Source organism: Halomonas aquatica (genome assembly GCF_040196335.1).
In the GTDB taxonomy this organism is placed as follows: domain Bacteria; phylum Pseudomonadota; class Gammaproteobacteria; order Pseudomonadales; family Halomonadaceae; genus Halomonas; species Halomonas aquatica.
This window is the reverse complement of sequence record NZ_JBEGCJ010000004.1, coordinates 347,032-369,359: the sequence shown is the minus strand read 5'-3', so window position 1 is coordinate 369,359 and position 22,328 is coordinate 347,032. Positions and strand designations below refer to the sequence as shown.

The 22,328-nt window shown below is 64.3% G+C and carries 20 protein-coding genes; 9 read left to right on the top strand and 11 right to left on the bottom strand.

Translation table 11 applies throughout. The features are described from left to right. The first annotated feature begins 415 nt into the window (after positions 1-415). Genes ABE960_RS10745 through ABE960_RS10730 form a run of 4 tightly spaced genes read left to right on the top strand, consistent with a single transcriptional unit; the run spans position 416 to position 4,731 of the window. Positions 416-1,165, top strand: coding sequence for an SDR family oxidoreductase (locus ABE960_RS10745; RefSeq protein WP_349762263.1), 750 nt, complete (start codon positions 416-418; stop codon positions 1,163-1,165). A gap of 16 nt (positions 1,166-1,181) precedes the next feature. Beyond that, positions 1,182-2,030 (top strand): fumarylacetoacetate hydrolase family protein, encoded by an 849-nt coding sequence (locus ABE960_RS10740; RefSeq protein WP_349762262.1) that lies wholly within the window; start codon positions 1,182-1,184, stop codon positions 2,028-2,030. Between the two features lie 12 nt (positions 2,031-2,042). Continuing rightward, complete coding sequence (locus tag ABE960_RS10735) at positions 2,043-3,113, top strand: zinc-binding alcohol dehydrogenase family protein (protein WP_349762261.1); 1,071 nt, start codon at positions 2,043-2,045, stop codon at positions 3,111-3,113. Next, complete coding sequence (locus ABE960_RS10730) at positions 3,091-4,731, top strand: UxaA family hydrolase (protein ID WP_349762260.1); 1,641 nt, start codon at positions 3,091-3,093, stop codon at positions 4,729-4,731. Before ABE960_RS10735 ends, ABE960_RS10730 begins: the two co-directional genes overlap by 23 nt. Positions 4,732-4,892: 161 nt before the next feature. Here the strand turns inward: ABE960_RS10730 and nanR are convergent, their stop codons facing one another. From nanR to hpaI, 9 genes are all read right to left on the bottom strand, one after another. Continuing rightward, positions 4,893-5,654, bottom strand: coding sequence for a transcriptional regulator NanR (gene nanR / locus ABE960_RS10725; RefSeq protein ID WP_349762259.1), 762 nt, complete (start codon positions 5,652-5,654; stop codon positions 4,893-4,895). A 26-nt stretch (positions 5,655-5,680) separates the two neighbouring features. Beyond that, positions 5,681-6,757 (bottom strand): Ldh family oxidoreductase, encoded by a 1,077-nt coding sequence (locus tag ABE960_RS10720; RefSeq protein WP_349762258.1) that lies wholly within the window; start codon positions 6,755-6,757, stop codon positions 5,681-5,683. A gap of 19 nt (positions 6,758-6,776) precedes the next feature. Beyond that, positions 6,777-8,156: a TRAP transporter large permease gene (locus tag ABE960_RS10715; RefSeq protein WP_349762257.1), complete on the bottom strand. Its 1,380-nt coding sequence runs from the start codon at positions 8,154-8,156 to the stop codon at positions 6,777-6,779. Between the two features lie 25 nt (positions 8,157-8,181). Further along, positions 8,182-8,715 carry a TRAP transporter small permease gene (locus tag ABE960_RS10710; RefSeq protein WP_349762256.1) on the bottom strand — a complete coding sequence of 178 codons (534 nt, stop codon included), beginning with the start codon at positions 8,713-8,715 and terminating at the stop codon, positions 8,182-8,184. 64 nt (positions 8,716-8,779) lie between these two features. Beyond that, on the bottom strand, positions 8,780-9,778 hold the full coding sequence (locus ABE960_RS10705; RefSeq protein ID WP_349762255.1) for a sialic acid TRAP transporter substrate-binding protein SiaP: 999 nt from the start codon (positions 9,776-9,778) through the stop codon (positions 8,780-8,782). A gap of 186 nt (positions 9,779-9,964) precedes the next feature. Next, positions 9,965-11,170, bottom strand: coding sequence for a four-carbon acid sugar kinase family protein (locus tag ABE960_RS10700; RefSeq protein WP_349762254.1), 1,206 nt, complete (start codon positions 11,168-11,170; stop codon positions 9,965-9,967). After that, the gene (gene pdxA, locus ABE960_RS10695; RefSeq protein WP_349762253.1) at positions 11,167-12,180 is read right to left on the bottom strand and encodes a 4-hydroxythreonine-4-phosphate dehydrogenase PdxA; all 1,014 of its coding nucleotides are present in this window, start codon (positions 12,178-12,180) and stop codon (positions 11,167-11,169) included. Before pdxA ends, ABE960_RS10700 begins: the two co-directional genes overlap by 4 nt. After that, positions 12,177-12,941 carry an SDR family NAD(P)-dependent oxidoreductase gene (locus tag ABE960_RS10690; RefSeq protein ID WP_349762252.1) on the bottom strand — a complete coding sequence of 255 codons (765 nt, stop codon included), beginning with the start codon at positions 12,939-12,941 and terminating at the stop codon, positions 12,177-12,179. The genes pdxA and ABE960_RS10690 overlap by 4 nt, the downstream gene beginning before the upstream one ends. Positions 12,942-13,249: 308 nt before the next feature. Continuing rightward, entirely contained in the window at positions 13,250-14,020 is a 771-nt protein-coding gene (gene hpaI, locus ABE960_RS10685) for a 4-hydroxy-2-oxoheptanedioate aldolase (protein ID WP_349762251.1), read from the bottom strand. 398 nt (positions 14,021-14,418) lie between these two features. Here hpaI and ABE960_RS10680 point away from each other — a divergent pair, with 398 nt between their 5' ends. The 3 genes from ABE960_RS10680 to ABE960_RS10670 are packed head-to-tail and all read left to right on the top strand — an operon-like array spanning position 14,419 to position 18,091. After that, entirely contained in the window at positions 14,419-15,618 is a 1,200-nt protein-coding gene (locus ABE960_RS10680) for a saccharopine dehydrogenase family protein (protein ID WP_349762250.1), read from the top strand. Positions 15,619-15,624: 6 nt separating this feature from the next. Continuing rightward, positions 15,625-16,782 (top strand): carboxynorspermidine decarboxylase, encoded by a 1,158-nt coding sequence (gene nspC / locus ABE960_RS10675; protein ID WP_349762249.1) that lies wholly within the window; start codon positions 15,625-15,627, stop codon positions 16,780-16,782. 13 nt (positions 16,783-16,795) lie between these two features. Beyond that, positions 16,796-18,091 carry an aspartate kinase gene (locus ABE960_RS10670; RefSeq protein ID WP_349762248.1) on the top strand — a complete coding sequence of 432 codons (1,296 nt, stop codon included), beginning with the start codon at positions 16,796-16,798 and terminating at the stop codon, positions 18,089-18,091. A gap of 3 nt (positions 18,092-18,094) precedes the next feature. Here ABE960_RS10670 and ABE960_RS10665 read toward each other — a convergent pair whose 3' ends face one another. Both ABE960_RS10665 and gap read right to left on the bottom strand, forming a co-directional pair. After that, entirely contained in the window at positions 18,095-18,838 is a 744-nt protein-coding gene (locus ABE960_RS10665; RefSeq protein ID WP_349762247.1) for a sulfite exporter TauE/SafE family protein, read from the bottom strand. Between the two features lie 99 nt (positions 18,839-18,937). Next, positions 18,938-19,936 (bottom strand): type I glyceraldehyde-3-phosphate dehydrogenase, encoded by a 999-nt coding sequence (gene gap / locus ABE960_RS10660; protein WP_349762246.1) that lies wholly within the window; start codon positions 19,934-19,936, stop codon positions 18,938-18,940. 383 nt (positions 19,937-20,319) lie between these two features. On the opposite strand from gap, the gene pyk reads away from it, so the two are divergent. Next, entirely contained in the window at positions 20,320-21,792 is a 1,473-nt protein-coding gene (pyk, locus tag ABE960_RS10655) for a pyruvate kinase (RefSeq protein WP_349762244.1), read from the top strand. Beyond that, on the top strand, positions 21,785-22,261 hold the full coding sequence (locus ABE960_RS10650; protein ID WP_349762243.1) for a methylglyoxal synthase: 477 nt from the start codon (positions 21,785-21,787) through the stop codon (positions 22,259-22,261). Before pyk ends, ABE960_RS10650 begins: the two co-directional genes overlap by 8 nt. Positions 22,262-22,328 lie beyond the last annotated feature (67 nt).

Sequence of the window (22,328 nt, the reverse complement as noted above, 5' to 3'; positions counted from 1 at the left end):
GGCAGGATATCCAAACCGTCACGGCACAGGCCGTGCCACCCAGGTGCCTTTCTCGGAGACCCTTTCGGAGCCGATGCACAGCACGACTTCATGAGCGGAGTGAAGCGCCTTCCGTTGACGCGGCCGAGGTCGAACGCGCATGTGGGCTCGCTGAACATGGGTGCCGGACAGTTCTGCACCAACCCCGGCCTGGTGATCGCCGTCAAGGGCGAGGCATTGGACGCCTTCACGACTGCATGCCATCAGTAAACGACGACACACCCGTGTGCATGCTCAACTTCGAGACAAGATTCACGTTGCTGGTTTTTTCGCCTTGCGCCATACTTTGACCTACCATCAGGCTAGCATCCTGTCATACCAGCAAGGCACCACGGCTCCTTCCCAACAACCGACACAACCCCAGGAAGCCTGCATCATGCGATTGAAGGACAAGACGGCACTGATCACCGCCAGCGGCCAGGGCATCGGCCGATCCACGGCTCTGCAATTCGCCGCCGAGGGCGCGCGGGTCATCGCCACCGATATCGACACCGAGAAGCTTCGCGAGCTGGAGGGCATTTCAGGCATCGAGACACGACACCTTGATGTGCTCGACGCAGCGGCCGTTGACGCCTTGGCCGCCGAATTGCCGCCAGTGGATGTGCTCTTCAACTGCGCCGGCTATGTGGCCAGCGGCTCCGTGCTCACAGGCACGGATGCCGACTGGGAGCTGTCACTGGCCCTCAACGTCACCTCCATGGCACGCCTGACCCGTGTCCTGCTTCCCGCCATGATCGACAACGGTGGCGGCAGCATCATCAACATGGCCTCGGTGGCTTCGAGCCTCAAGGGCGTGCCTAACCGCTGCGCCTACAGCACCACCAAGGCTGCGGTGATCGGCTTGACCAAGTCGATTGCTGCAGACTTCATCAATCAGGGCATCCGCTGCAACGCCATCTGTCCCGGTACCGTGGACTCCCCCTCGCTGCACCAGCGCATCCGCGAACAGGCGAGCCAGCAGGGACGTCCGGAGGCCGATGTAAAGGCCGACTTCCTAGCACGCCAGCCGCTGGGGCGACTGGGCACGCCGGAGGAGATCGCCGCCCTGGCCACCTATCTCGCCGCGGACGAGTCCGCCTATACCACCGGCACCGCCCAAGTCATCGACGGCGGCTGGCTGCTCTGAATCGCAAGGAGACTCCATGAAATTGCTGCGCTTCGGCCCCCAGGGCCAAGAAAAACCCGGTCTACTCGACACCAACGGCGTGATCCGCGACCTCTCGGCACACCTGCCCGACCTCGACGGCCGTCATCTGGACCGTGAGACGCTGGCCCGACTGGCCGAACTCGACCCCTCTAGCCTGCCGGAGGTCTCCTCTGCACGCCTCGGCCCCTGCGTGGGACGCACCGGCAAGTTCATCTGCATCGGCCTCAACTACTCCGACCACGCCGCCGAAGCCGGCGCCGAGGTGCCGCCGGAGCCAGTGGTCTTCAACAAGTGGACCAGCGCCATCTGTGGCCCCGACGACGATGTCATCATCCCCCGCGACTCCACCAAGACCGACTGGGAAGTGGAGCTCGGCGTAGTGATCGGCAAGGAGGCCCGCTATGTGAGCGAGGCCGAGGCCATGGACCATGTCGCCGGTTACTGCGTGGTCAACGATGTTTCCGAGCGCGAGTTCCAGCTCGAGCGCAGCGGCAGCTGGGACAAGGGCAAGGGCTGTGACACCTTCGGCCCCCTCGGCCCCTGGCTGGTAACCCCGGACGAGGTAGCCGACCCGCACGCCCTCGATCTCTGGCTGGAGGTTGACGGCCAGCGTTACCAGGACGGCAACACCGGCACCATGGTCTACCGGATTCCCTTCCTGATCAGCTACCTGAGCCGCTTCATGAGCCTGCAGCCAGGCGACGTCATCTCCACCGGTACGCCACCCGGCGTGGGCATGGGTCAGAAGCCGCCCACCTACCTGAAGCCCGGCCAGCGCATGCGCTTGGGCATTGCGGGGCTCGGCGAGCAGAACCAGACCGTCGTCGCCGAATCTGCGCGCTGACCGGAGATCGTCATGCGAACCGTCGTCTGCCAAGAACCTGGTCGGCTGATCCTGGAGGAACGTACAGCTCCGTCATGCGGGCCCGGCGAAGCCCTGCTGCGCATCCGCCGGATCGGGGTGTGCGGCACGGATATCCACGCCTTCGGCGGCAATCAGCCCTATTTCCAGTACCCGCGTGTACTCGGCCATGAACTGGCCGGCGAGATAGTCGCGGTGGGCGAACGGGTCGACCCGGCGCTGGTGGGTCGCAACGCCTACGTAATTCCTTACCTGCACTGCGGGGACTGCCGGGCCTGTCGCCAGGGCCGTACCAACTGCTGCCGGCAAATGCAGGTGATCGGGGTGCACCGCGACGGCGGTATGTGCGACAGCCTGGCGGTTCCCATCGAGCAGCTGGTGACCTCTGACACTCTGCCTCTGGACCAGTTGGCGCTGGTCGAGTGCCAGGCCATCGGCGCCCACGCTGTGCGGCGCAGTGAGCTCGCCGAGGGTGAGCTCGCGGTGGTAGTCGGCGCCGGCCCCATCGGCATGGGCGTAGCGCAGCTGGCACGCGAGCGAGGAGCAAAAGTGGTGATGGTGGACACCAACCCCGAGCGCCTGGCCTTCTGCCGTGATCGACTCAGTATCACGCACACCTTGAATCCCGTGATGCAGGACGTTGCCGAGGCTCTGGAGACACTCAGCGATGGTGAGCTGGCCGACGCCGTCTTCGACGCTACCGGCAACCCCGCCGCCATGCAGCATGGGTTCGACCTGGTCGGCCACGCCGGCCGCTACGTGCTGGTCAGCATCGTCAAGGCAGACATCGCCTTCCACGACCCGGACTTCCATCGCAAGGAAATGAGCCTGCTCTCCAGCCGCAACGCCGCTCGAGAAGACTTCGAAGAGGTATGCCGGCTGATGGAAGCGGGTCGCCTCCCGGCCAGCGCCATGATCACCCACCGCACCGAGCTTGCTGACTTTCCTGACTGCATGCCCGCCTGGTGCGCCCCGGGCAGCGGCGTGATCAAGGCCATGATAGAGCTCGATTGCTCAGTACTGGTTTCAGCGGACTCAGACCATGCCCCAGACCATCGCCAGTGACAGCGGCCGACTGGCCAGCCTGCGCGTGCACGCTGCCGATAACGTGCGCGTTGCCCTCAAGGACCTGCCAGCCGGCAGCGAGGTCGACGATGATGGCCGCCTCTTGCGCCTGGATGAGGCTATTCGCCACAAGCACAAGTTCACCATCCGACCGCTCGATACGGGCGATGCAGTGGTCATGTACGGCGTCACCGTGGGCCGCGCCACCCGGCCGGTCGCCGAAGGCGCGGCGATCACCACCGACAACACCGAGCACGGTACGGCCACCACCCTGCCCCAGGCACGGCGCGGCGAGTGGCAGGCCCCCGATGTCACGGCCTTTCTCGACGCCACCTTCGAAGGCTACCACCGCCCCGACGGTCAGGTAGGCACCGCCAACGTCTGGCTGGTGGTGCCCCTGGTGTTTTGTGAGAACCGCAACATCGAGGTACTGCGACAATGCGTGGCTGATGCACTGGGAGAGGATCCCTTCCGGGACTACAAGCGCATGGCTCGGGAACTGCTCCACGGCTCAGCCGGCGCGACCCCGGACGAGCCGCCTGGTGAAAGGCTCTTCCCCAACGTCGAAGGGGTACGATTTCTCACCCACACCCTGGGCTGCGGAGGCACCGATGACGACGCCGAGGCGTTGTGCCAGTTGCTGGCGGGCTACATCTGCCATCCTAACGTGGCCGGTGCCACGGTTCTGAGCCTGGGCTGCCAGAAGGCCCAGATCGACATGCTGCGCGCCGCCGTAACCGAGCGCGACCCCGATGGCCTGACAACGGTTCACTACCTGGAACAGCAGGCCAGCCTGAGCGAAGAGGCGCTGATCCACGAGGCGCTGATCACCATCTTCGACGGCCTGGCCGAGGCCAATAAGGTCACGCGAGCCCCAGCACCGCTGTCGGCGCTGACCCTGGGCGTGGAGTGCGGCGGCTCCGATGGCTTCTCGGGACTCTCTGCCAACCCCCTGGTGGGGGCGGTCGTGGATCGCCTGGTAGCGCTGGGCGGCAGCGGCATCCTCAGCGAGTTCCCGGAACTGTGCGGCGTGGAACACGAACTGATCGCCCGATGTACCGATGACAGCGTGGCCAGTCGCTTCCAGAACCTGATGGAGGCCTACCAGCAGCATGCCGCGCGGGTAGGCGCCGACTTTTCGATGAACCCCTCCCCCGGGAATATTCGTGACGGGCTGATCACCGATGCCATGAAGTCTGCAGGCGCCGCCAAGAAGGGCGGCGACAGCCCGGTGGTGGACGTCCTTGACTACACGGAACCCCGGACCAGGGCCGGCCTAAACCTGCTCTGTTCACCGGGCAACGACGTGGAGTCCACGACGGCACTCGCAGGTTCCGGTGCCAACCTGATCCTCTTCACTACCGGGCTGGGCACGCCCACCGGCAACCCGATCACTCCGGTGATCAAGATCTCCAGTAACAGCGAGCTGGCCGCGCGCATGAGCGATGTCATCGACTTTGATGCCGGGCCAATCATCCGTGGGGAGACCAGCATCGATGAGCTGGCAGAGCGGCTGCTGAGACTATGCATCGCCGCCGCCTCGGGGGGCTATCGCCCCCGCGCTGTGGAACTGGCGCAGTATGACTTCATCCCCTGGAAGCGTGGGGTTTCCTTGTAGAGAGGCTGCACAGACGAAAGGGCCCGCTGTTCATGCAGCGGGCCCTTCTTCAAGATGGCTTCGGCGGGAGTCGACGGCAAGTGACGACAGCGAATAGCGAATGGCGAATGGCGAATGGCGAATGGCGAATGGCGAATAAAGGTAGTAGAGAATAAAGGACGTCACTCGCGAACGCTGAGACGCTCCTTGAGCTGCATATAGGTGCCATAGTGACGGTCCAGATGGCGCCGCATGGCGGCCTCGGCAGCATCAGGGTCGCGGGACTCGATGGCCTTGACGATCTCGGTGTGGGCAATCAGCGCCGCCTTGTCCTCATCCTTCTGCTGCAGTACCTGGGCGCGACGGTCGTCAAGCCACTCGGAGAGCGCCACGTGGATGGCATCGAAGATCGGGTTGCGGGCGATACTCGCCAGCACACCGTGGAAGTCATTATCGGAGCGCTTGAAGCGCGCCTCATCGCCCACCGCGTCACGACTCTCCTGTAGAGCCCCATGCAGACGCGCCAGATCCTCTTCTCTGGCGGAGCACGCCGCATAGCGGGCCAGGGAGATCTCGAACAAGGCCCGGGCCTCCTGAAAGTACTGCTGGCCGTCAGGCTTGGAGAGCAATTGGCGGGTTACCCCGGAGAGTCGAGCCATCACCGCCTCGGCGGTGGGCCGGATCACTCGTGCCCGGGTACCGCTGCTGATGGCGATCAGTCCCAGCTGCTGCAAATAAAACAGCGCCTCGCGCACTGCCGGACGGCCGACGCCGAACTGTTCCATCAACTCTCGCTCGGAAGGCAATTGATCGTTCTCGCCAAGCCGCCCCTCAAGGATGTCCGCCTCGAGCTGCTCGGCCACCTGTTCGGAGAGCGTCTTGCGTTCTATCCGGTATCGGGACACGGGCTGGTTCTCCTTGTTGACCCACTGCTTGAACGCCATGTTACTGCATTTGCCCCCTCCCCCGCTCAGGCCAGAGGCTGCAATGCCGGAACATTCAGGGTCTCGGCCAGTTCGGCGTAGGCACGTTGGTTGGCACTATCCAGCGGGATACCCTCGGCGTCGCGGCGGGCCCGGCAGTCCCATTCCCGGTCCCCGGGCGCCATGACCTGCGCGCCGTCCCGGCCCGGCTGAGCACGCAGATCCTCGAGATAGCGGCGCATGCATTCGGGGAAGGGGTCGCCCGGGGCGAAGGCATCAGGCCGAAGCGCCAGGCAGAAGTGGCTCGCACCACGCGGTGTCTTCATGTCGGGGCCGCCCATGGGCAGCAGGCGGAAGCCATTCAGCATGCCTGAAAGAGTGGAGCTGAGCACTTCCACCATGCTACCGAGCCCCGCCCCCTTGAAGCCGAAGTCGCTACCTCCCAGTGGCAGCAGCGCTGCCACCTCCTTGGGGATACGGGTTACCTCGCCAGTCGAATCGGCGGCCACCTGATCCGGCAGCTCGCGACCGATGGCTCCGTACTGCTGCACCCGATTCCAGGGGATCGAGCTGGTGGCCATATCGAGCAGAAACGGATTCTCTCCCTCCACCGGAGCGGCAAAGGCGATGGGATTGGTCCCGTGGAAGGGCCGGCTCCCCTGATGCAACAGCACGAAGGGGTCGGAGTTGCATACCGCCAGGCCGATCAGGCCGCGCTCTGCGGCGGCCAGGGCATAACAACCTGCCGCCCCGAAGTGTGAGGAGCGGCCCACCGCCACGGCCCCCATCCCCACCTCATCGGCCATATCCGCGGCGTGTTCCATGGCGGTGTAGCCAGCCAGGTGTCCGAAACCGTCGCCGGCATCCAGGTAGCCGGTGGCGGGCAGGCGACGCTCGAAGTGCATCGCAGGAGCGCCTGCGATGCGCCCACCCTGAAGCGCACGAATATAGTGCGGCAACAGGCGCAGGCCGTGGCTGTCGGTGCCCATGCGCGAGGCGGTCACCAGTGCCCGGGTCAGCGCCTCGGCCGAACTGGCATCGGCTCCCGCGCGCGCCAGCACCGCCAGCATGAAGCGCTCGAGCTCGTATCGGCTCACATGGAATGCCTGGGGGGCATCACTCATCGATCGGTCTTCCTCATGGTCAGCGGTATATCAAGGTCGGCAACCACATGGAGATCGCCGGAATAAAGGTCACCAGCAGCAGGGCGATCACCAGCGGAACCAGGAATGGCAGGGTCCCGCGCATGCACTGCTCGAAGGGTATGTTCGACACCCGCGAGAGAACGTAGAGCACCATGCCCACCGGAGGCGTCAGCAGTCCGATCATCAGGTTGAGGACCATGATCACGCCGAAGTGGACCGGGTCGACCCCGGATGCCACCGCCAGAGGCAGAAGCACCGGCACCAGAATGGTGATAGCAGCGATGGTTTCCATGAAACAGCCGACGATGATCAGCACGAGGTTGATGATGATCAGGGTGGCGATGGGATTGTCGGCGAAGGGTCCTAGCAGCTCGACCACGTGCTGGGTGACCTGATTGCTGGTCAGAATCCAGGCGAAGATCGAGGCACCTGCCACGATCAGCAAGATGACGGCGGTGGTCTCGATGGTCTCCATACTGACCTTGAGCAGGCGATTCCAGGTCAGAGTGCGATAGACCACTCCCCCGAGGAAGAGCGCGTACACGACGGCGGCGATAGCGGCCTCCGTAGGCGTGAAGGCACCGGTCATGATACCGCCGACGATGATCAACGGGGTGAGCAGGGAGAAGAAGGCACGCTTGAACGTCTGCCACAGGACCGGCAACGAGAAAGCCGCATCGCGCTGATAGCCGCGACGCCTTGCCAGGAAGAAGATCATCAGCATCAACACCAAGCCCATCAGCAGTCCAGGGACCAGGCCGGCCACGAACAGCTGGCCCACCGAGACCGAAGCCATGACGCCATAGATGACCATGGGCAAGCTGGGCGGGATGATGGGGCCGATGGTGGAAGAGGCCGCGGTGATGCCCACTGCAAATTCCTGGTCGTAGCCCGCATCTCGCATGGCCTTGATCTCGATGGTGCCCAGGCCACCGGCATCGGCCACGGCAGCACCGGACATGCCCGAGAAGACGATGCTGGCACCGACGTTGACGTGGCCCAGGCCACCACGCATCCAGCCCATCAGCGCCTTGGCGAAGTCGAAGATGCGCGTGGTGATACCACCGTTATTCATCAGGTTGCCGGCGAGGATGAAGAAAGGGATCGCCAGCAAGGGGAAGCTGTCGATGCCGTTGATCATGCGGTGAACGACCACCACGTCGGGCACACGCCCGGTCAGCAACACATAGATCAGGCAGGAGCCCGCCAGGCTGACGGCGATGGGCACGCCAAACACCAGCAAGGTGAATAGAGTAGCGAAGAGGAACAGCAGGTACTGCTCGGTGACCGCCAGGGCGATGCAGCCGAGGATGGCGAGGGCAGCGACCACCGGAGGCACCAGGGCACCGCGCCGCCTCAGGATCGGGGTATTGGTCATGGAGAGGTTCTCTCGGTCGACGTTATCATGGCGAACCCAGCAGCTCGCTGGTTCCGCTGCGCCAATGACGGATGGCCACCTGGACGGCACGCACCAGCATCAGCACGAAACCCAACATCACGATGTAGTAGAGGTAGCTCTTGGGTATATCCACGGAGGTCATCAATGCCGAGGTAAGGTCGGCCAGTTTGATGGTTATCCACACCATGGCGGCAAAGAAGGCGATGTTGATAAGGTCCACCAGTGTCGAGGCCATACGTGCCATCCACCACGGCATGTAGCGATAGAAGAATTCGACGGCGATATGGGACCCCTTGCGCACCGCCATGGTGCCGCCCATGAAGCCCACCATCACCAGCAGGTAACGAGCCATCTCTTCGGTCCAGGCAATGGAGTTTCCCAGCACGTAGCGGGTGAAGAACTGAAGAAAGACGTCCAGCGCCAATAGCCAGAAGATCCCCAGGGTCAGATAATCTTCGAGGCCATAATTCCGCGCATCGAAGGAATCCTCCTCGAGAAAGTCGAAGGCGGGCGCCTCGTCTCGGTCCGATTGGTACATGTCAGACTCCCGCGCACCACCCCCGGGTCGGGGGTGGTGCGACGTCCGCGATGGAAGGTGAAGATTACTGACCGATGGCCTGGAGACGGTCGTAGGTCTCCTGATCCCAGGTGGCCGCGTCGCTGTTGTGGTAAGGGATCGTGGCCTCGCGGAAGGGCGTGATGTCGACCTCATTCACCGTGATGCCCTGCTCCTCGAACCAGGCCACCAGATCTGCCTCGGACTGCAGGATATCCTGGGTAATGCGCTCGCCGGCCTCTGTGTAGACCTCGCGGAAGATATCTCGATCTTCCTCTGAGAGGCGGCCCCACAGTGTCCCACCCGCAATGGTGATCAGAGAGTCTGTGATATGGCCGGTCAGGTTGATGTAGTCCTGAACCTCATAGAAGGCCTTGGCCTTGATGGTGGGCAGCGGGTTTTCCTGAGCATCAACCACGCCCTGCTGCAGCGCCAGATAGACCTCGGCGAAAGCGATAGGGGTAGGGTTGGCGCCAACCGCCTCGGGGAACATCATGTACATGGGAGCGTTGGGCGTGCGGATCTTGAGATCCTGCATGTCCTCGGGGGTGTTGATCGGCTTGTTGGAGGTGACGTGGCGACGGCCATAATAGTTCATGGCCAGGGGCACGTTGCCGGTAGCATCCCGATAGCCTTGAGCGATTTCCTCGAAGAGGTCGCTGTCGGCATATGCCTGCCAGTGGTCGAAGTCGCGGAACATGTAGGGCGCACCCGCGATGCCGATAGGACCATAGAAGCGACCAGCGAACTGGTTGCCGGTATAGATCAGGTCGACGGTACCCAGTTGCAGGCCCTCGTTGATATCCGTTTCCTTGCCCAGCGAGGAAGCCGGATGAACGGCAATGGAGTAGCGGCCGTCGGTGCGATCCTCGATCTGCTCAGCCGCCCACAACGCCCATACGTGGTAGGGCTCTGATGTCTCGTAGACGTGGGCGAAGTTCAGCTCCTCGGCCTGGGCGGCGCCGGCCAGGCTGACGCCGCCGGCAATCAGGAGGGCAGTCATTGCCCGGGACAGCTTGAACTGGCGTTGGGGCTTGTCGCTCATTTTGTAATCCTCACAACCGTTGAGTTTGTTCTGTTTGTGGCTGGAAAGGTGGCGAATTCATGATCGGTTAGATGCCACTCTCGTGCTTACCTGAGCGTCTGTCTGTATACGTATCATACCACCGACTTCAAACTAGCCCTTACCGCAGCCCCGTGCAACCAGCAGCCGAACTATCCGCATTCGCCTTTAGTGGAAGATGCGGTGAAGGCGTTGTAGCAGATCCGGCGCTCCGAAGCCGCCTGCCTTGGTCATCACACGGCGTGTGGATTCACCATCGAGACAACCAAGCGCCACGCCGGGAGCCCACTCCTCCTCGACGCTGATCGAGGTGACACCAAGTCGTGACAGGGTGGCCATGGCGATATCCCCACCGGTCAGGAACAGCAGGGTCTCGCGGTCATCTGGCCAACTCTCCAGGATATGCACAGCACCCTCGGCCATTGCCTCTGATACCTCTTCGGCGCCGACCATTCCGGGGTCATTCAGCGTCCTCGAGGTTCCGCCACCGGATGCCGTGCCGGGCACCAGAAGCGCAGCATCACCCGATGGGGTTGCGCAGGGGGGGCTCAGCGCCTCAATCACCGACAACGACGGTACCTCGCAACGTAACCGGGCAAGCTGCTCGGCGGCGCGAGGACTTCGCGAACCCACTACGTAGAGCACCGCCTTCACACTGGACAGGGAACGATGGCTGGCACGCAGGCAGCCAAAGCAGCGCTGAGCCATGGCCGAAGCAAGGCCTGCCGCACCCACCATCAGCCGAGGAACCCCAGCCGCCAGCACCGCGTCGTAGAGCCTGGCCAGAGCCAGGTCACTATCGGCATCGGCCACCACATCACCCTGAGGTAATGCGTCGCCATCAACAGCGAAGCGGGCCAGTCTCATCCCACCCGCGTTGAACGCGCTGTCGAGCGGTCCGCCAAGCGGCGCCGAGCGGGCATCACCCTGATAGGCGCTGTCGGCCAGGCGCAGGCCGTCTACCCAGACTTCTGCATCACGCACCACGCGGCCCTGGGCGGGTACTGCCGGGGCCAGCACCAAGGGTCGCCCCGTCGCGACGCGCATGGCAACACACTCGGCCACCACCTGGCCGCGCAGGGTCGAATCGATCTTCTTGAACCAGGCGACCGGCTTTGCCCGCGCAAGGCGCCGGGTCGCGTCGACTACCCGTTGGGCAGCCTCTTCGGCGTCCAGATGACGGGATTCGGTGTTTACCGCAATGACGTCGGGCCAGGCGCCTTCCCAGCTCGTCAGCACGTCGTCCAGCGCTGCCAGGGAGATCACCACCCGCGCATCGGCGCCTCGTGCGGCAAAGGGGGCGGTGGCATCCAGCGCGCCGGTCAGGTCATCGGCAACGATCGCCAGCCGACAACCGGCAAGGCGCCGACTCATGGCGTTGACTGCTCATCTTTGCCTGCCGCCAGGCGGCGTGCATAGGCGATGGCGGCACCCATGTTGGTGGCATCCGCCTTGCCCTGCCAGGCAATGTCGAAGGCGGTACCATGATCCACCGAAGTGCGCTGAACTGGCAGGCCCAGGCTGACGTTCACTGTCGTGTCGAAAGCAATCAGTTTGACCGGGATATGCCCTTGATCATGGTATTGCGCCACCACCAGGTCGAACTCGCCTTGTCGAGCCCGATAGAAGACGGTATCGGCAGAGATAGGCCCCTGGACATCATAGCCTCGAAGCTTCAGAGACCTGACTGCCGGGGCAATGATGCGATCATCCTCATCCCCGAAGATACCACCCTCGCCGCAATGGGGGTTGAGCCCTGCCACGGCTATGCGCGGCCTGGTCAGACCCATGGCGACCAGGTGTGCATGACCGGCCTCAACGGTCTCGGTGATGCGCGACTCGGTGACCCGATCAATGGCGCAGCGCAGCGACACATGGGTGGAAACATGAAGGGTCGACAGTGTCTCGGAAGCCAGCAACATGAACGATGAGGGGGCGCCGGTCAGCGACGCCAGCATGCCGGTGTGGCCGTCATAATGGTGGCCTGCCTCATGCAGCGCGGCCTTATTGAGCGGCGCGGTGACGATCACCCGCGCGCGTCCAGCTTGCACCAGTTCCACGGCTGAACTGACGCAACGAAAGGCCATGTCTCCGCCACCGGCACTGATACGGCCATCGGGAATCTCTACTCCATCCGGCGCCTCGACCACGGCGACCGCCACGCTGTCGTCAGCCTGCGCTGCCTCGTCGAGTGCAGCGAAGGTGAGTTCGGCACCGATGGTAGCCGCGGCGCGACGATAGATCGCCGGGTCACCGACTACCAGGCTGCTGGCTCGTTCCGCGGGAGACATGGCCGCCAGAGCACGACAGATGATCTCCGGGCCGATACCGGCCGGATCTCCCATGGTGATGGCGATGTCGTAGGGGTGTGATGAAGGCTTCATGGCATCAGCTGCCCGCCGTTCACTTCAATCACCTGGCCTGTGATGTAGCCGCTCATGCTGTCGGTGCCCAGAAATACGTAGGCGCCAACACACTCCTCGGCACTGCCCAGCCGCCCCATGGGAATGGAGGCTCGAGCCGCGGCCATGTGGTCCTCGTTGGAGTGACGCTCGTGAAAGTCGGTAGCAATGGTTCCGGGAGCCACGCCATTTACCCGGACACACTCCCCAGCGAGCTCCTTGGCCATGTTGCGCGTCAAGGTACTCACGAAGCCCTTGGCCGAAGCATAGAGCCCGGCGCCCAGGCCTCCCCCGTTGCGCGCGGCGATGGAGGTGGTATGAATGATGTTGCCGCGACCGGCGCGACGGAAATAGGGCAAGGCGGCTCGGCTGGCCATCACCACCGACCGGGCATTGAGGTCCATCACGCGGTCGTACTGGATATCATCCATCTCGTCCAGCGATACTCGCCCGAGCATGTCGCCGGCATTGTTGACCAGCAGGTCCAGACCGCCAAGACGCTCGGCGGCCTCGTCGACCAGGCGAGCAGCCTCGGCGGAACGGCTGATGTCACCCTTCACAGTAAAGGCTTCACCGTGCGTCTTGCGGATCGCTTCGGCCACGGCTTCAGCGCCCTTGGCACTGGAGTGGTAATGCACCGCCACGTGGGCCCCGAGGGCGCCAAGCTGTGTGGCCACGGCAGCCCCGATACCCCGGCTCGCGCCAGTCACCAGTACTCGCTTACCTTTCCATTCCTCCAGCATCGCCGTCTCCCGTTGTTGTCGGTAGTGGTAGGGGCTCCTCTACTGGCACCAGGCTATCGACCCGAAACCACGCCATGGACTAGAGAGCCATGGACCAGAGCGAAGCCATTGGCATACCTGTCATACATCACTACACAAGTAACATGTTAGTCGAGCGCTGGCCAGATGCCAGCGACCTGATACAGGAGGCTCCATGACCGCTTCCAACTCCTACGTGATCAGCTCTCGCCCTGGACCTACGGCATACGCGAATTGATGCGAGACCTCGCCGGGCGCTGAAGTTCTTGGCGATCACTATCTGTCCATTGTCAGGAGAGATGAAACCGTCCGGCTAGCTTGCGCATCGCCTCCGTCAGTAGCAGAGCATCCACACCCAGGCCGACGAAGGTGCAGCCCGCGTCCAGGTAGCCGCGTGCGGCTTGCTCATCCAGGGTGATGATGCCTGCCGCCTTGCCGGCCGCTCGGATCCGGACAATGGCCGAATCGATGGCCTGCACCACCTCCGGATGCCCCGGCTGGCATCGGTAGCCCATGGAGGCCGACAGGTCCGCCGGGCCGATGAAGATGCCATCGACACCCTCCACCGCTGCAATCGCCTCGATCTGTGACAGGGCATGGGGGCTCTCCACCTGCAGGATCAGGCAGACTTCGTCATCCGCTCTTTCCAGATAGTCCTCCAGCTGTCCCCATCGCGACGCGCGCGCCAGCAAGCTGCCCATACCCCGAATACCCTCCGGCGGATAACGAGTTGCAGCAACCAGTTCGGCAGCTTGTTCGGCACTTTCCACCATGGGGATGAGGAGGTTCTGCACGCCGATGTCCAGATACTGCTTGATGAGCACCGGGTCACCACTGGGCGGTCGCACCACCGGCTGACTCTCGTATGAGGCGACAGCCTGGAGTTGACCCAGGAGACTCTGTACGTCATTAGGGGCATGCTCGCCATCCAGCAACAGCCAGTCGAAGTCGGCGGTAGCGGCCAACTCCGCGACATAGGGACTGGCCAGCCCCAGCCAGATGCCGGTCATGGCCTCACCGGCCAGCAGCCGTTGCTTGAAGTCATTCTTGGGCATTTTCATGGGTAAGAGCCTTGTTCAGAAGGGGTGACGCGCATGGTATCGCTTATGGGTCGAGCCAAAGGAACCGCGATTCATCCGGGAGCTGGTTCATGCAGCGATCAAACCGCATGAGCAAGCGACGACTACGATCAAGATCCGAGCCGGGATCCCGGCGAAGCCCCACCAGACAGCTAACGAATCAATAGCCTACGGGCGCATTTTTCGTTAATGCCCCCACCGTTCACCTCGCCCACCTTCCGGCCGTGCACTAGGCCCGCGACCTAGCCTTTAGTCTGAGTTCGACCGCGAAAAGCACTTGCCCCCGGCTCGCTTCGACGCCATCATCGCGCACACGCGCCTGCCCTTCGGGGCCTGCGCGGGAGCATTGTTGAACATTTCTCGATCTGGATTCGAACCCCATGAGCAAAGTCCTGATTGTCGGCGCTGGCGGCGTCGGTGGTGTCGTTACCCACAAGTGTGCCCAGCACCCCGAGGTCTTCTCGGAGATCTGCCTGGCCAGCCGCAACCAAGACAAGTGCCGCGCCATCGCGGCCCAACTGGACCACCCCATCCAGACGGCCCAGGTGGATGCCGATGACGTGGAGGCCCTGGTCGCGCTGATCGAGTCCTTCCAGCCCGACGTGCTGATCCACGTGGCCCTGCCCTACCAGGACCTGACCATCATGGAGGCCTGCCTGCGCACCGGGGTGCCCTACCTGGATACCGCCAACTACGAGCATCCGGACGAGGCGAAGTTCGAGTACAAGGAGCAGTGGGCCTTCCAGGACCGCTTTGCCAAGGCCGGCAACATGGCCACCCTGGGCTGCGGCTTCGACCCGGGCATGACCAACATCTACTGCGCCTGGGGCCAGAAGAACCTGTTCGACGAGATCCACCGCATCGACATCCTGGATGCCAACGGCGGCGATCACGGTTACCCGTTCGCCACCAACTTCAATCCCGAGATCAACATCCGCGAGATCACCGCCAACGGTCGCTACTGGGAAGAGGGCGAGTGGAAGGAGACCGCGCCGCTGGCCGAGAAGCGCACCTTCGACTTCGACGGCATCGGCGAGAAGGACCTCTACCTGCTCTATCACGAGGAGCTCGAGTCCCTCAGCCAGAACATCAAGGGCCTGAAGCGCATCCGCTTCTGGATGACCTTCTCCGAGAAGTACATCACCCACCTCAAGGTGCTCGAGAACGTCGGCATGACCAGCATCGAGCCGATCGAGTACCAGGGCCGCGAGATCACCCCGTTGCAGTTCCTCAAGGCGGTGCTGCCCGACCCGGCATCACTCGGCCCGCGTACCAAGGGCAAGACCAACATCGGCGTGATCCTCGACGGCATCAAGGACGGCAAGCGTCGCAAGGTGCACATCTACAACATCTCCGACCACGAGGCCTGCTACCGCGAGGTGCAGTCCCAGGCGATCTCCTTCACCACCGGCGTGCCGGCCGTGACCGGCGCCATGCTGATGCTCGAGGGCCTGTGGAAGGGTGATGGCGTGTTCAACGTCGAGCAGCTCGACCCGGACCCCTTCATGGCGCGCATCGGCGACATGGGCCTGCCGTGGCAGATGGTCGAACTCGACCCCGACGCCGACCCGCTGGCCTGATCCACGATGTCCGAGACGGCTTATCCCTTCGACATCCACGCCTGCCCCTCGCCCGCCTACGTAGTGGACGACGCCCTGCTGCGAAGGAACCTGGAGCTGCTGGGGCAGGTCCAGGAGCATAGCGGCGCCCGCATCCTGCTGGCGCTGAAGGGCTTCGCCATGTGGGACACCTTTCCGCTGGTGCGCCAATACCTGGTGGGCACCACGGCCAGCGGCCAGGACGAGGCGCGGCTTGGCGCGGAGACCTTCGGCGGCGAGGTGCATGCCTACTCGCCGGCCTTCAGCGAGGAGGAGATGGCGGTGGTGCTGCAGTATGCAGATCACCTCAGCTTCAACTCCCCGGCCCAGTGGCAGCGCCACCGCGCGGCCGTTGCCGACGCCCCCCGCGAGGCCTCCTGTGGGCTGCGGGTGAACCCGGAGTACTCCGAGGGCACGGTTGCGCTCTACGACCCCTGCGCGCCGGGCTCACGGCTCGGCACCCGGGCCGTGGACCTCGAGGGCGTGGATCTCGCGGGCCTCGATGGCCTGCACTTCCACACCCTCTGCGAGCAGAACAGCGACGCCCTGGAGCACACCCTGGCGGCCTTCGAGGAAAAGTTCGGCCGTTATCTGGCGGGTCGGAAATGGGTGAACTTCGGCGGCGGCCACCATATCACCCGCTCCGACTATGACGTGGCACGGCTGGTGCGGGTGATCCGCGACTTCAAGGCGCGCCACCCGCACCTCGAGGTCTATCTGGAGCCCGGCGAGGCGATCGCGCTGAACACCGGCTACCTGGTATGCAGCGTGCTCGACATCGTCGAGAACGACGGCACCATCGCCATCCTCGACACCTCGGCCACGGCGCACATGCCCGATGTGCTGGAGATGCCCTACCGGCCGGAGATCATCGGCGCGGGCGAACCCGGCGAGAAGGCCCACACCTATCGGCTGGGCGGGCTGACCTGCCTGGCCGGCGACGTGGTGGGGGAGTACAGCTTCGACGCGGCGCTTTCGATCGGCGACCGGCTGGTGTTTACCGACATGGCCCACTACACCATGGTGAAGACCACCACCTTCAACGGCATGCGCCTGCCGTCGATCTGCCGGATCGACGAGGCGAGCCGAGAGGTGCGCACGGTGAAGGCCTTCGGTTACGAGGACTACCGGCAACGACTCAGCTGAGGGAGAACAGCAGATGACCCAGGTCTTCAAGTTCGGTGGCGCGTCGATCAAGGATGCCGCCGCGATCCGTCATCTGGGCCGCCTGCTCGCCCACTTCCCCGAGCGCCCGCTGGTCGTGGTGATCTCGGCCATGGGCAAGACCACCAATGCCCTGGAGGCACTGCTCGCCGCGGCCCGGGGCGATGATCGGGACGATTACCGCGCGCGCCTGGAAAGCCTGCGCGGTGATCACCTGGCCACCGTCGAAGCGCTGTTCGGCTCGACGGCCGGTCCGGTGACACAGCGGGTCGAGGCATTGGTCAGCGAACTCGACCGACGCCACCGGGCCCATGCGGAACGCGAGCGGCCCTTCCATTACGACCAGACCGTCTGCTTCGGCGAGCTGCTTTCCACCACCATCGTCGGCGCCTGGCTCGACGAGGTCGGCATGGCGACCGAATGGCTCGATGCCCGGGAGCTGGTCGTCACCGACGACGACCATCAGTCGGCCAGTGTGGACTGGAAGACCACTGCCGAGCGGGTGCGCGGCCTTGATCTCGCCGATGGCCGGCTCCGAGTTACCCAGGGCTTCATCGGCGCTACGCCCGAGGGTGCCTCGACCACGCTGGGCCGAGAGGGCTCGGACTATACCGCGGCGATCCTCGCCCACTGCCTGGAGGCCGAGGTGGTCACCGTCTGGAAGGACGTGCCGGGACTCTTCAACGCCGACCCGCGACGCTTCGACAATGCGGTTCAGTTCGATCGGATCTCCTTCAGCGAGGCGATCGAGCTGGCCTGGCACGGCGCCACGGTGATCCACCCCAAGACCCTGGCTCCCCTTCAGCAGAAGGCAATCCCGCTGACGGTGCGCTCCTTCCTGACTCTCGAGGCCCCGGGCAGCACCATCGCCGGGGATGCCCTCCATGATGGCGATGTACCCGCCTTCATGCTCTGCGAGGAGCAGACCCTGCTGGAGATCCGCCCGCGGGACTTCGCCTTCATGGACGAAGCCCGCCAGCACGACATCCTGGGCCGACTCGTGACGGCCGGCCTGCATGCCGGCCTGATCGATGCCGGAGCCATGCGCCTCTCGCTGTGCCTGGACAGCCACCCGGCCCGCCTGGAGCCGCTGGTCACCTCGTTGTGTGCCGACTATTCAGTGGCGCGCCTGGACGGCCTGACCCTGCTCACCGTGCGCCACCCCGACGACGACCTGCTCAGGGCCCTCGGCGAGGGACGCGAGGTCCTCGCCGAGCGGCGCAACGCCACCACCGCCCAGTACCTGTTCCACACGCGGGAGTGCCCGGCGACCTGGCACATCCCCGAGTGAGGCTCATCCCAGCGCCTGGACCACCAACTGCACGCCGACGATGGCCATGGCCAGGACCACCAGGCGATAGAAGAGCCGCTCGCTGACCCGATGCTGTAGCCAGATGCCACTTTTCACCCCGAACCAGGCCACCGGCACCAACACGAGAGAGGCCCAGGCGCTGGTGAGGTTGATCTCGTCCAACCAGAGGTAAGGGCCGAGCTTCATCAGGTTCACCACGGCGAAGGCGATCGCGATGGTGGCGATGAAGGCCTCCTTGCTCAAGTGTCGAGGAATCAGGTAGAGATTTAGGGGCGGTGACCCGGCATGGGCCAGGAAGCTGGTGAAACCGCAGCCGATCCCCGAAGGCAGCGCCCAGGCGGAGGAGATGGGCCGTGACACAGCGGGACGAACCAGCATGTAGAGCGCAAACGCCAGCGACATCAGGCCCAGCAACAGGCGCACCCCATCCTCGTCGAGACTGCCGATCGCCAGGGTGCCGATCACGACGCCGATGGCCATCCCCGGCACCAGTCGCCGCACTTCCGCCACATCGTGATGCCCCCACCAGGCCTTGACCGTGAAGGCATCCATGACCAGCAGGAGGGGCAGCAGCAGGCCGGCCGCCTCGATGGGGCCGATGGCCAGCGCCATCAGGGGTACCGAAAGCGTCCCGAATCCGCCGGCGAAGCCGCCCTTGGAAACGCCGGTCAGGTAGGTCGAGAAGATGATCACTGACCACGCAAGCCAGGAATAGTCAGGCAGCACGAGGGAACCCTGTCATGGACATGAAAACGCCGGAGCGGCTTGTCGCTCCGGCGTCACTATCGGAGCCCCGGCGGGCCCCGATGTCAAGGCTGGGCCGGCTCAGGCATCATGCATGGCCAGGCCGGTATCCAGCATGCGGTTGGAGAAGCCCCACTCGTTATCGTACCAGGCCATGACCTTGACCAGGCGGCCGTTCACCCGGGTGTGGTTGGCATCGAAGGTCGAGGAGTTGGCGTCGTGGTTGAAGTCGATGGAGACCAGTGGCTGGGCGTTGACCGCCAGCACCTTCGATCCCTCCGCCGCCCTGGCGACGATCTCGTTGATCTCTTCCTTGGTGGTGTCACGACCGGCATTGAAGGTCAGGTCGACCAAGGAGACGTTGATCACCGGCACGCGCACCGCCAGGCCATCGAACTTGCCCGCCAGTTCGGGCAGCACGAGCCCCACCGCCGCCGCGGCACCGGTCTTGGTCGGAATCATCGAGTGCGTCGCACTGCGGGCGCGGTAGGGGTCCTTGTGGTAGACATCGGAGAGGTTCTGATCATTGGTATAGGCATGCACCGTGGTCATCAGGCCATTCTCGATGCCCACCGCATCGTTGAGGGCCTTGGCGACCGGGGCCAGGCAGTTGGTGGTGCATGAGGCATTCGAGACCACCTTGTGCTCGGGAGTTAGCACGTCCTCGTTGACGCCATACACCACGGTGGCATCGGCATCAGGGCTTGGTGCCGAGATCAATACGCGCTCCGCACCGGCCTCGATGTGCTTGGCGGCCGCCTCGCGCTTGACGAACAGGCCCGTGCACTCCATCACCAGGTCGACCCCCAGCGTCTTCCAGGGCAACGCGGCGGGATCCCGCTCCGAGAGGATGGCGATCCGGTTGCCGTCCACGCTCATGCTCTCCTCGTCATGCTCGACGGGAAAGGGGAAATGACCATGCACGGTATCATGGCGCAGCAGATGCGCATTCATGGCCGGGTCGCCGAGATCGTTGATGGCGACCACCTGTACGCGGTCCCGATAGCCGTTCTCGTAGAGGGCGCGCAGCACGTTGCGGCCGATGCGGCCGAAGCCGTTGATGGCAATCTTGAGCGTCATGGCGTTGTTCTCCTCGGTCCAGTGCGTTCTAGGGTCGTGGCTGAGCCGATGGACGATAGGATCCTGGCGTGTAAACGGCTCATTGCGTGCCTGCCTGCGCCGGCACTTCCTTCCCTGCGCGACGGGCCACGTTTAGTCTGCCCTATAATGTGGACCAGTCGTGTCTACGGCTCAAGGATTTTTTGGTAACTTTACAACATATGATGTTGCAAACTGACTGGGGCGAGGCCTCGACCCTGCACCGAATAGTTCCGGCTTTTGCAGCAATAGCATTCATACCGCGATAACTCGCGGGAAACGGCACCGAGCGCTGATGTAGTAAACTTACGTCAAAGGCGTTATGGTGATCGGATAACAAGCACTGTCTCCGGAGGAGCACCGACATGTCGACCACCCCGCTGCACACCCCCATACGCCGTACCAAGATCGTCGCCACCCTGGGACCGGCCAGTGACCGGGAGGGCGTACTGGAGGCGATGCTCAAGGCCGGCGTCGACGTGGTGCGCCTCAATTTCTCCCACGGCAGCCCCGATGACCATCGCCAGCGCCTGACACGGGTGCGCGAGATCGCCGATCGCCTGGGGCGCAGCGTCGCCGCCCTGGGCGACCTGCAGGGCCCCAAGATCCGCATTTCCCGCTTCAAGGAGGGCGCCGTGACCCTCGAGGAGGGCCAGTCCTTCATCCTCGACATGGGCCTGGGCAGCGACCAGGGCGACGAGACCCGCGTTGGCTGCGACTACAAGACCCTGGCCGACGACGTCGGCCCCGGCGACCGCCTGCTGCTCGACGACGGCCGGCTGGTACTCGACGTCAACCGGGTCGCCGACCACCTGATCCATACCAGCGTGGTAGTCGGCGGCAAGCTCTCCAACAACAAGGGCATCAACAAGCAGGGTGGCGGCCTTTCCGCCCCGGCGCTGACCGACAAGGACAAGGCCGACCTCGAGACCGCCGTGGCGATCGGCGTCGACTACCTGGCGATCTCCTTCCCGCGCAGCGCCGCCGACATGGTCGAGGCCCGCGAGCTGCTCGGCGAGGCAGGCGCCGAGATCGGCCTGGTGGCCAAGCTCGAGCGCGCCGAGGCCGTGGCTGACGATGACACCCTGGACGGCATCATCCGCGCCAGCGAGGCGGTGATGGTGGCCCGCGGCGATCTCGGCGTGGAGATCGGCGACGCCAAGCTGATCGGCACCCAGAAGCGAATCATCAAGCACGCCCGCACCCTGAACCGCGCGGTGATCACCGCCACCCAGATGATGGAGTCGATGATCGAGTCGCCGCTGCCCACCCGGGCCGAAGTGTTCGACGTGGCCAACGCCGTGCTCGATGGCACCGATGCGGTGATGCTCTCCGCCGAGACCGCGGCCGGCGACTTCCCGGTGGAAACCGTCGAGGCGATGAACCGGGTCTGCCTGGGTGCCGAGCGCGAACGGCGCATCCAGGAATCCGGACACCGCATCCACGAGGGCTTCAGCCAGATCGACGAAACCATCGCCCTGTCGGCCATGTACGCGGCCAACCACCTGGAGGGCGTGGCCGCCATCGCCTGCATGACCGCCTCCGGCTACACGCCGCTGATCGCATCAAGAATCAGCTCGGGGCTACCCATCGTCGGCCTGGCCCATAACCCGATCGCACAGCGTCGCATGGCACTCTTCCGCGGGGTGGTCTCGCTGCCCTTCGATACCAGCTCCATGACGGCCGCAGAGCTCAACGACCGCGCCCTGGCGCTGCTGGTCCAGAAGGGCATCGCCGCCCCCGGCGACCATGTGATCCTCACCCGAGGCGACCACATGAATGCCCACGGCGGCACCAACACCCTGAAGATCCTCGGCGTGGAGGCCGGCCATGCATGAGATTCGCCCACCGGGCAACGTGAAGCGGACCCTGCCGGCCCGCAAGCGCATCGCACTGGTAGCCCACGACGGCAAGAAGGAAGAACTGCTCGAGTGGGTGGCCCGCTGGCAGGAGACCCTGGCCGGGCATGCCCTCATCGGCACCGGCACCACGGCGGGGCGAATCTCGCACCAGCTGGGCCTCGAGGTGGAAGGCCTGATGAGCGGTCCGCTGGGCGGCGACCAGCAGATCGGCGCCCGCATCGCCGAACAGGGACTCGATCTGTTGGTGTTCTTCTGGGATCCCTTCGCACCGCAGCCCCACGACCCCGACGTCAAGGCCCTGCTCAGACTTGCGGCCCTGTGGAACATTCCGGTGGCCTGCAACCCCGCCAGCGCCGACTTCCTCATCAGCTCACCCTGGCTCGGCCGGGACTATGAGATGAACATTCCCGATGCAGGCGCCTGGGTATCGTCGCGCACCGACTGATGCCTCGCCGTTGATACATCGCCAGCCACTACCCCTCGCCAACAACAACGCCAACCCGAGGTCGACC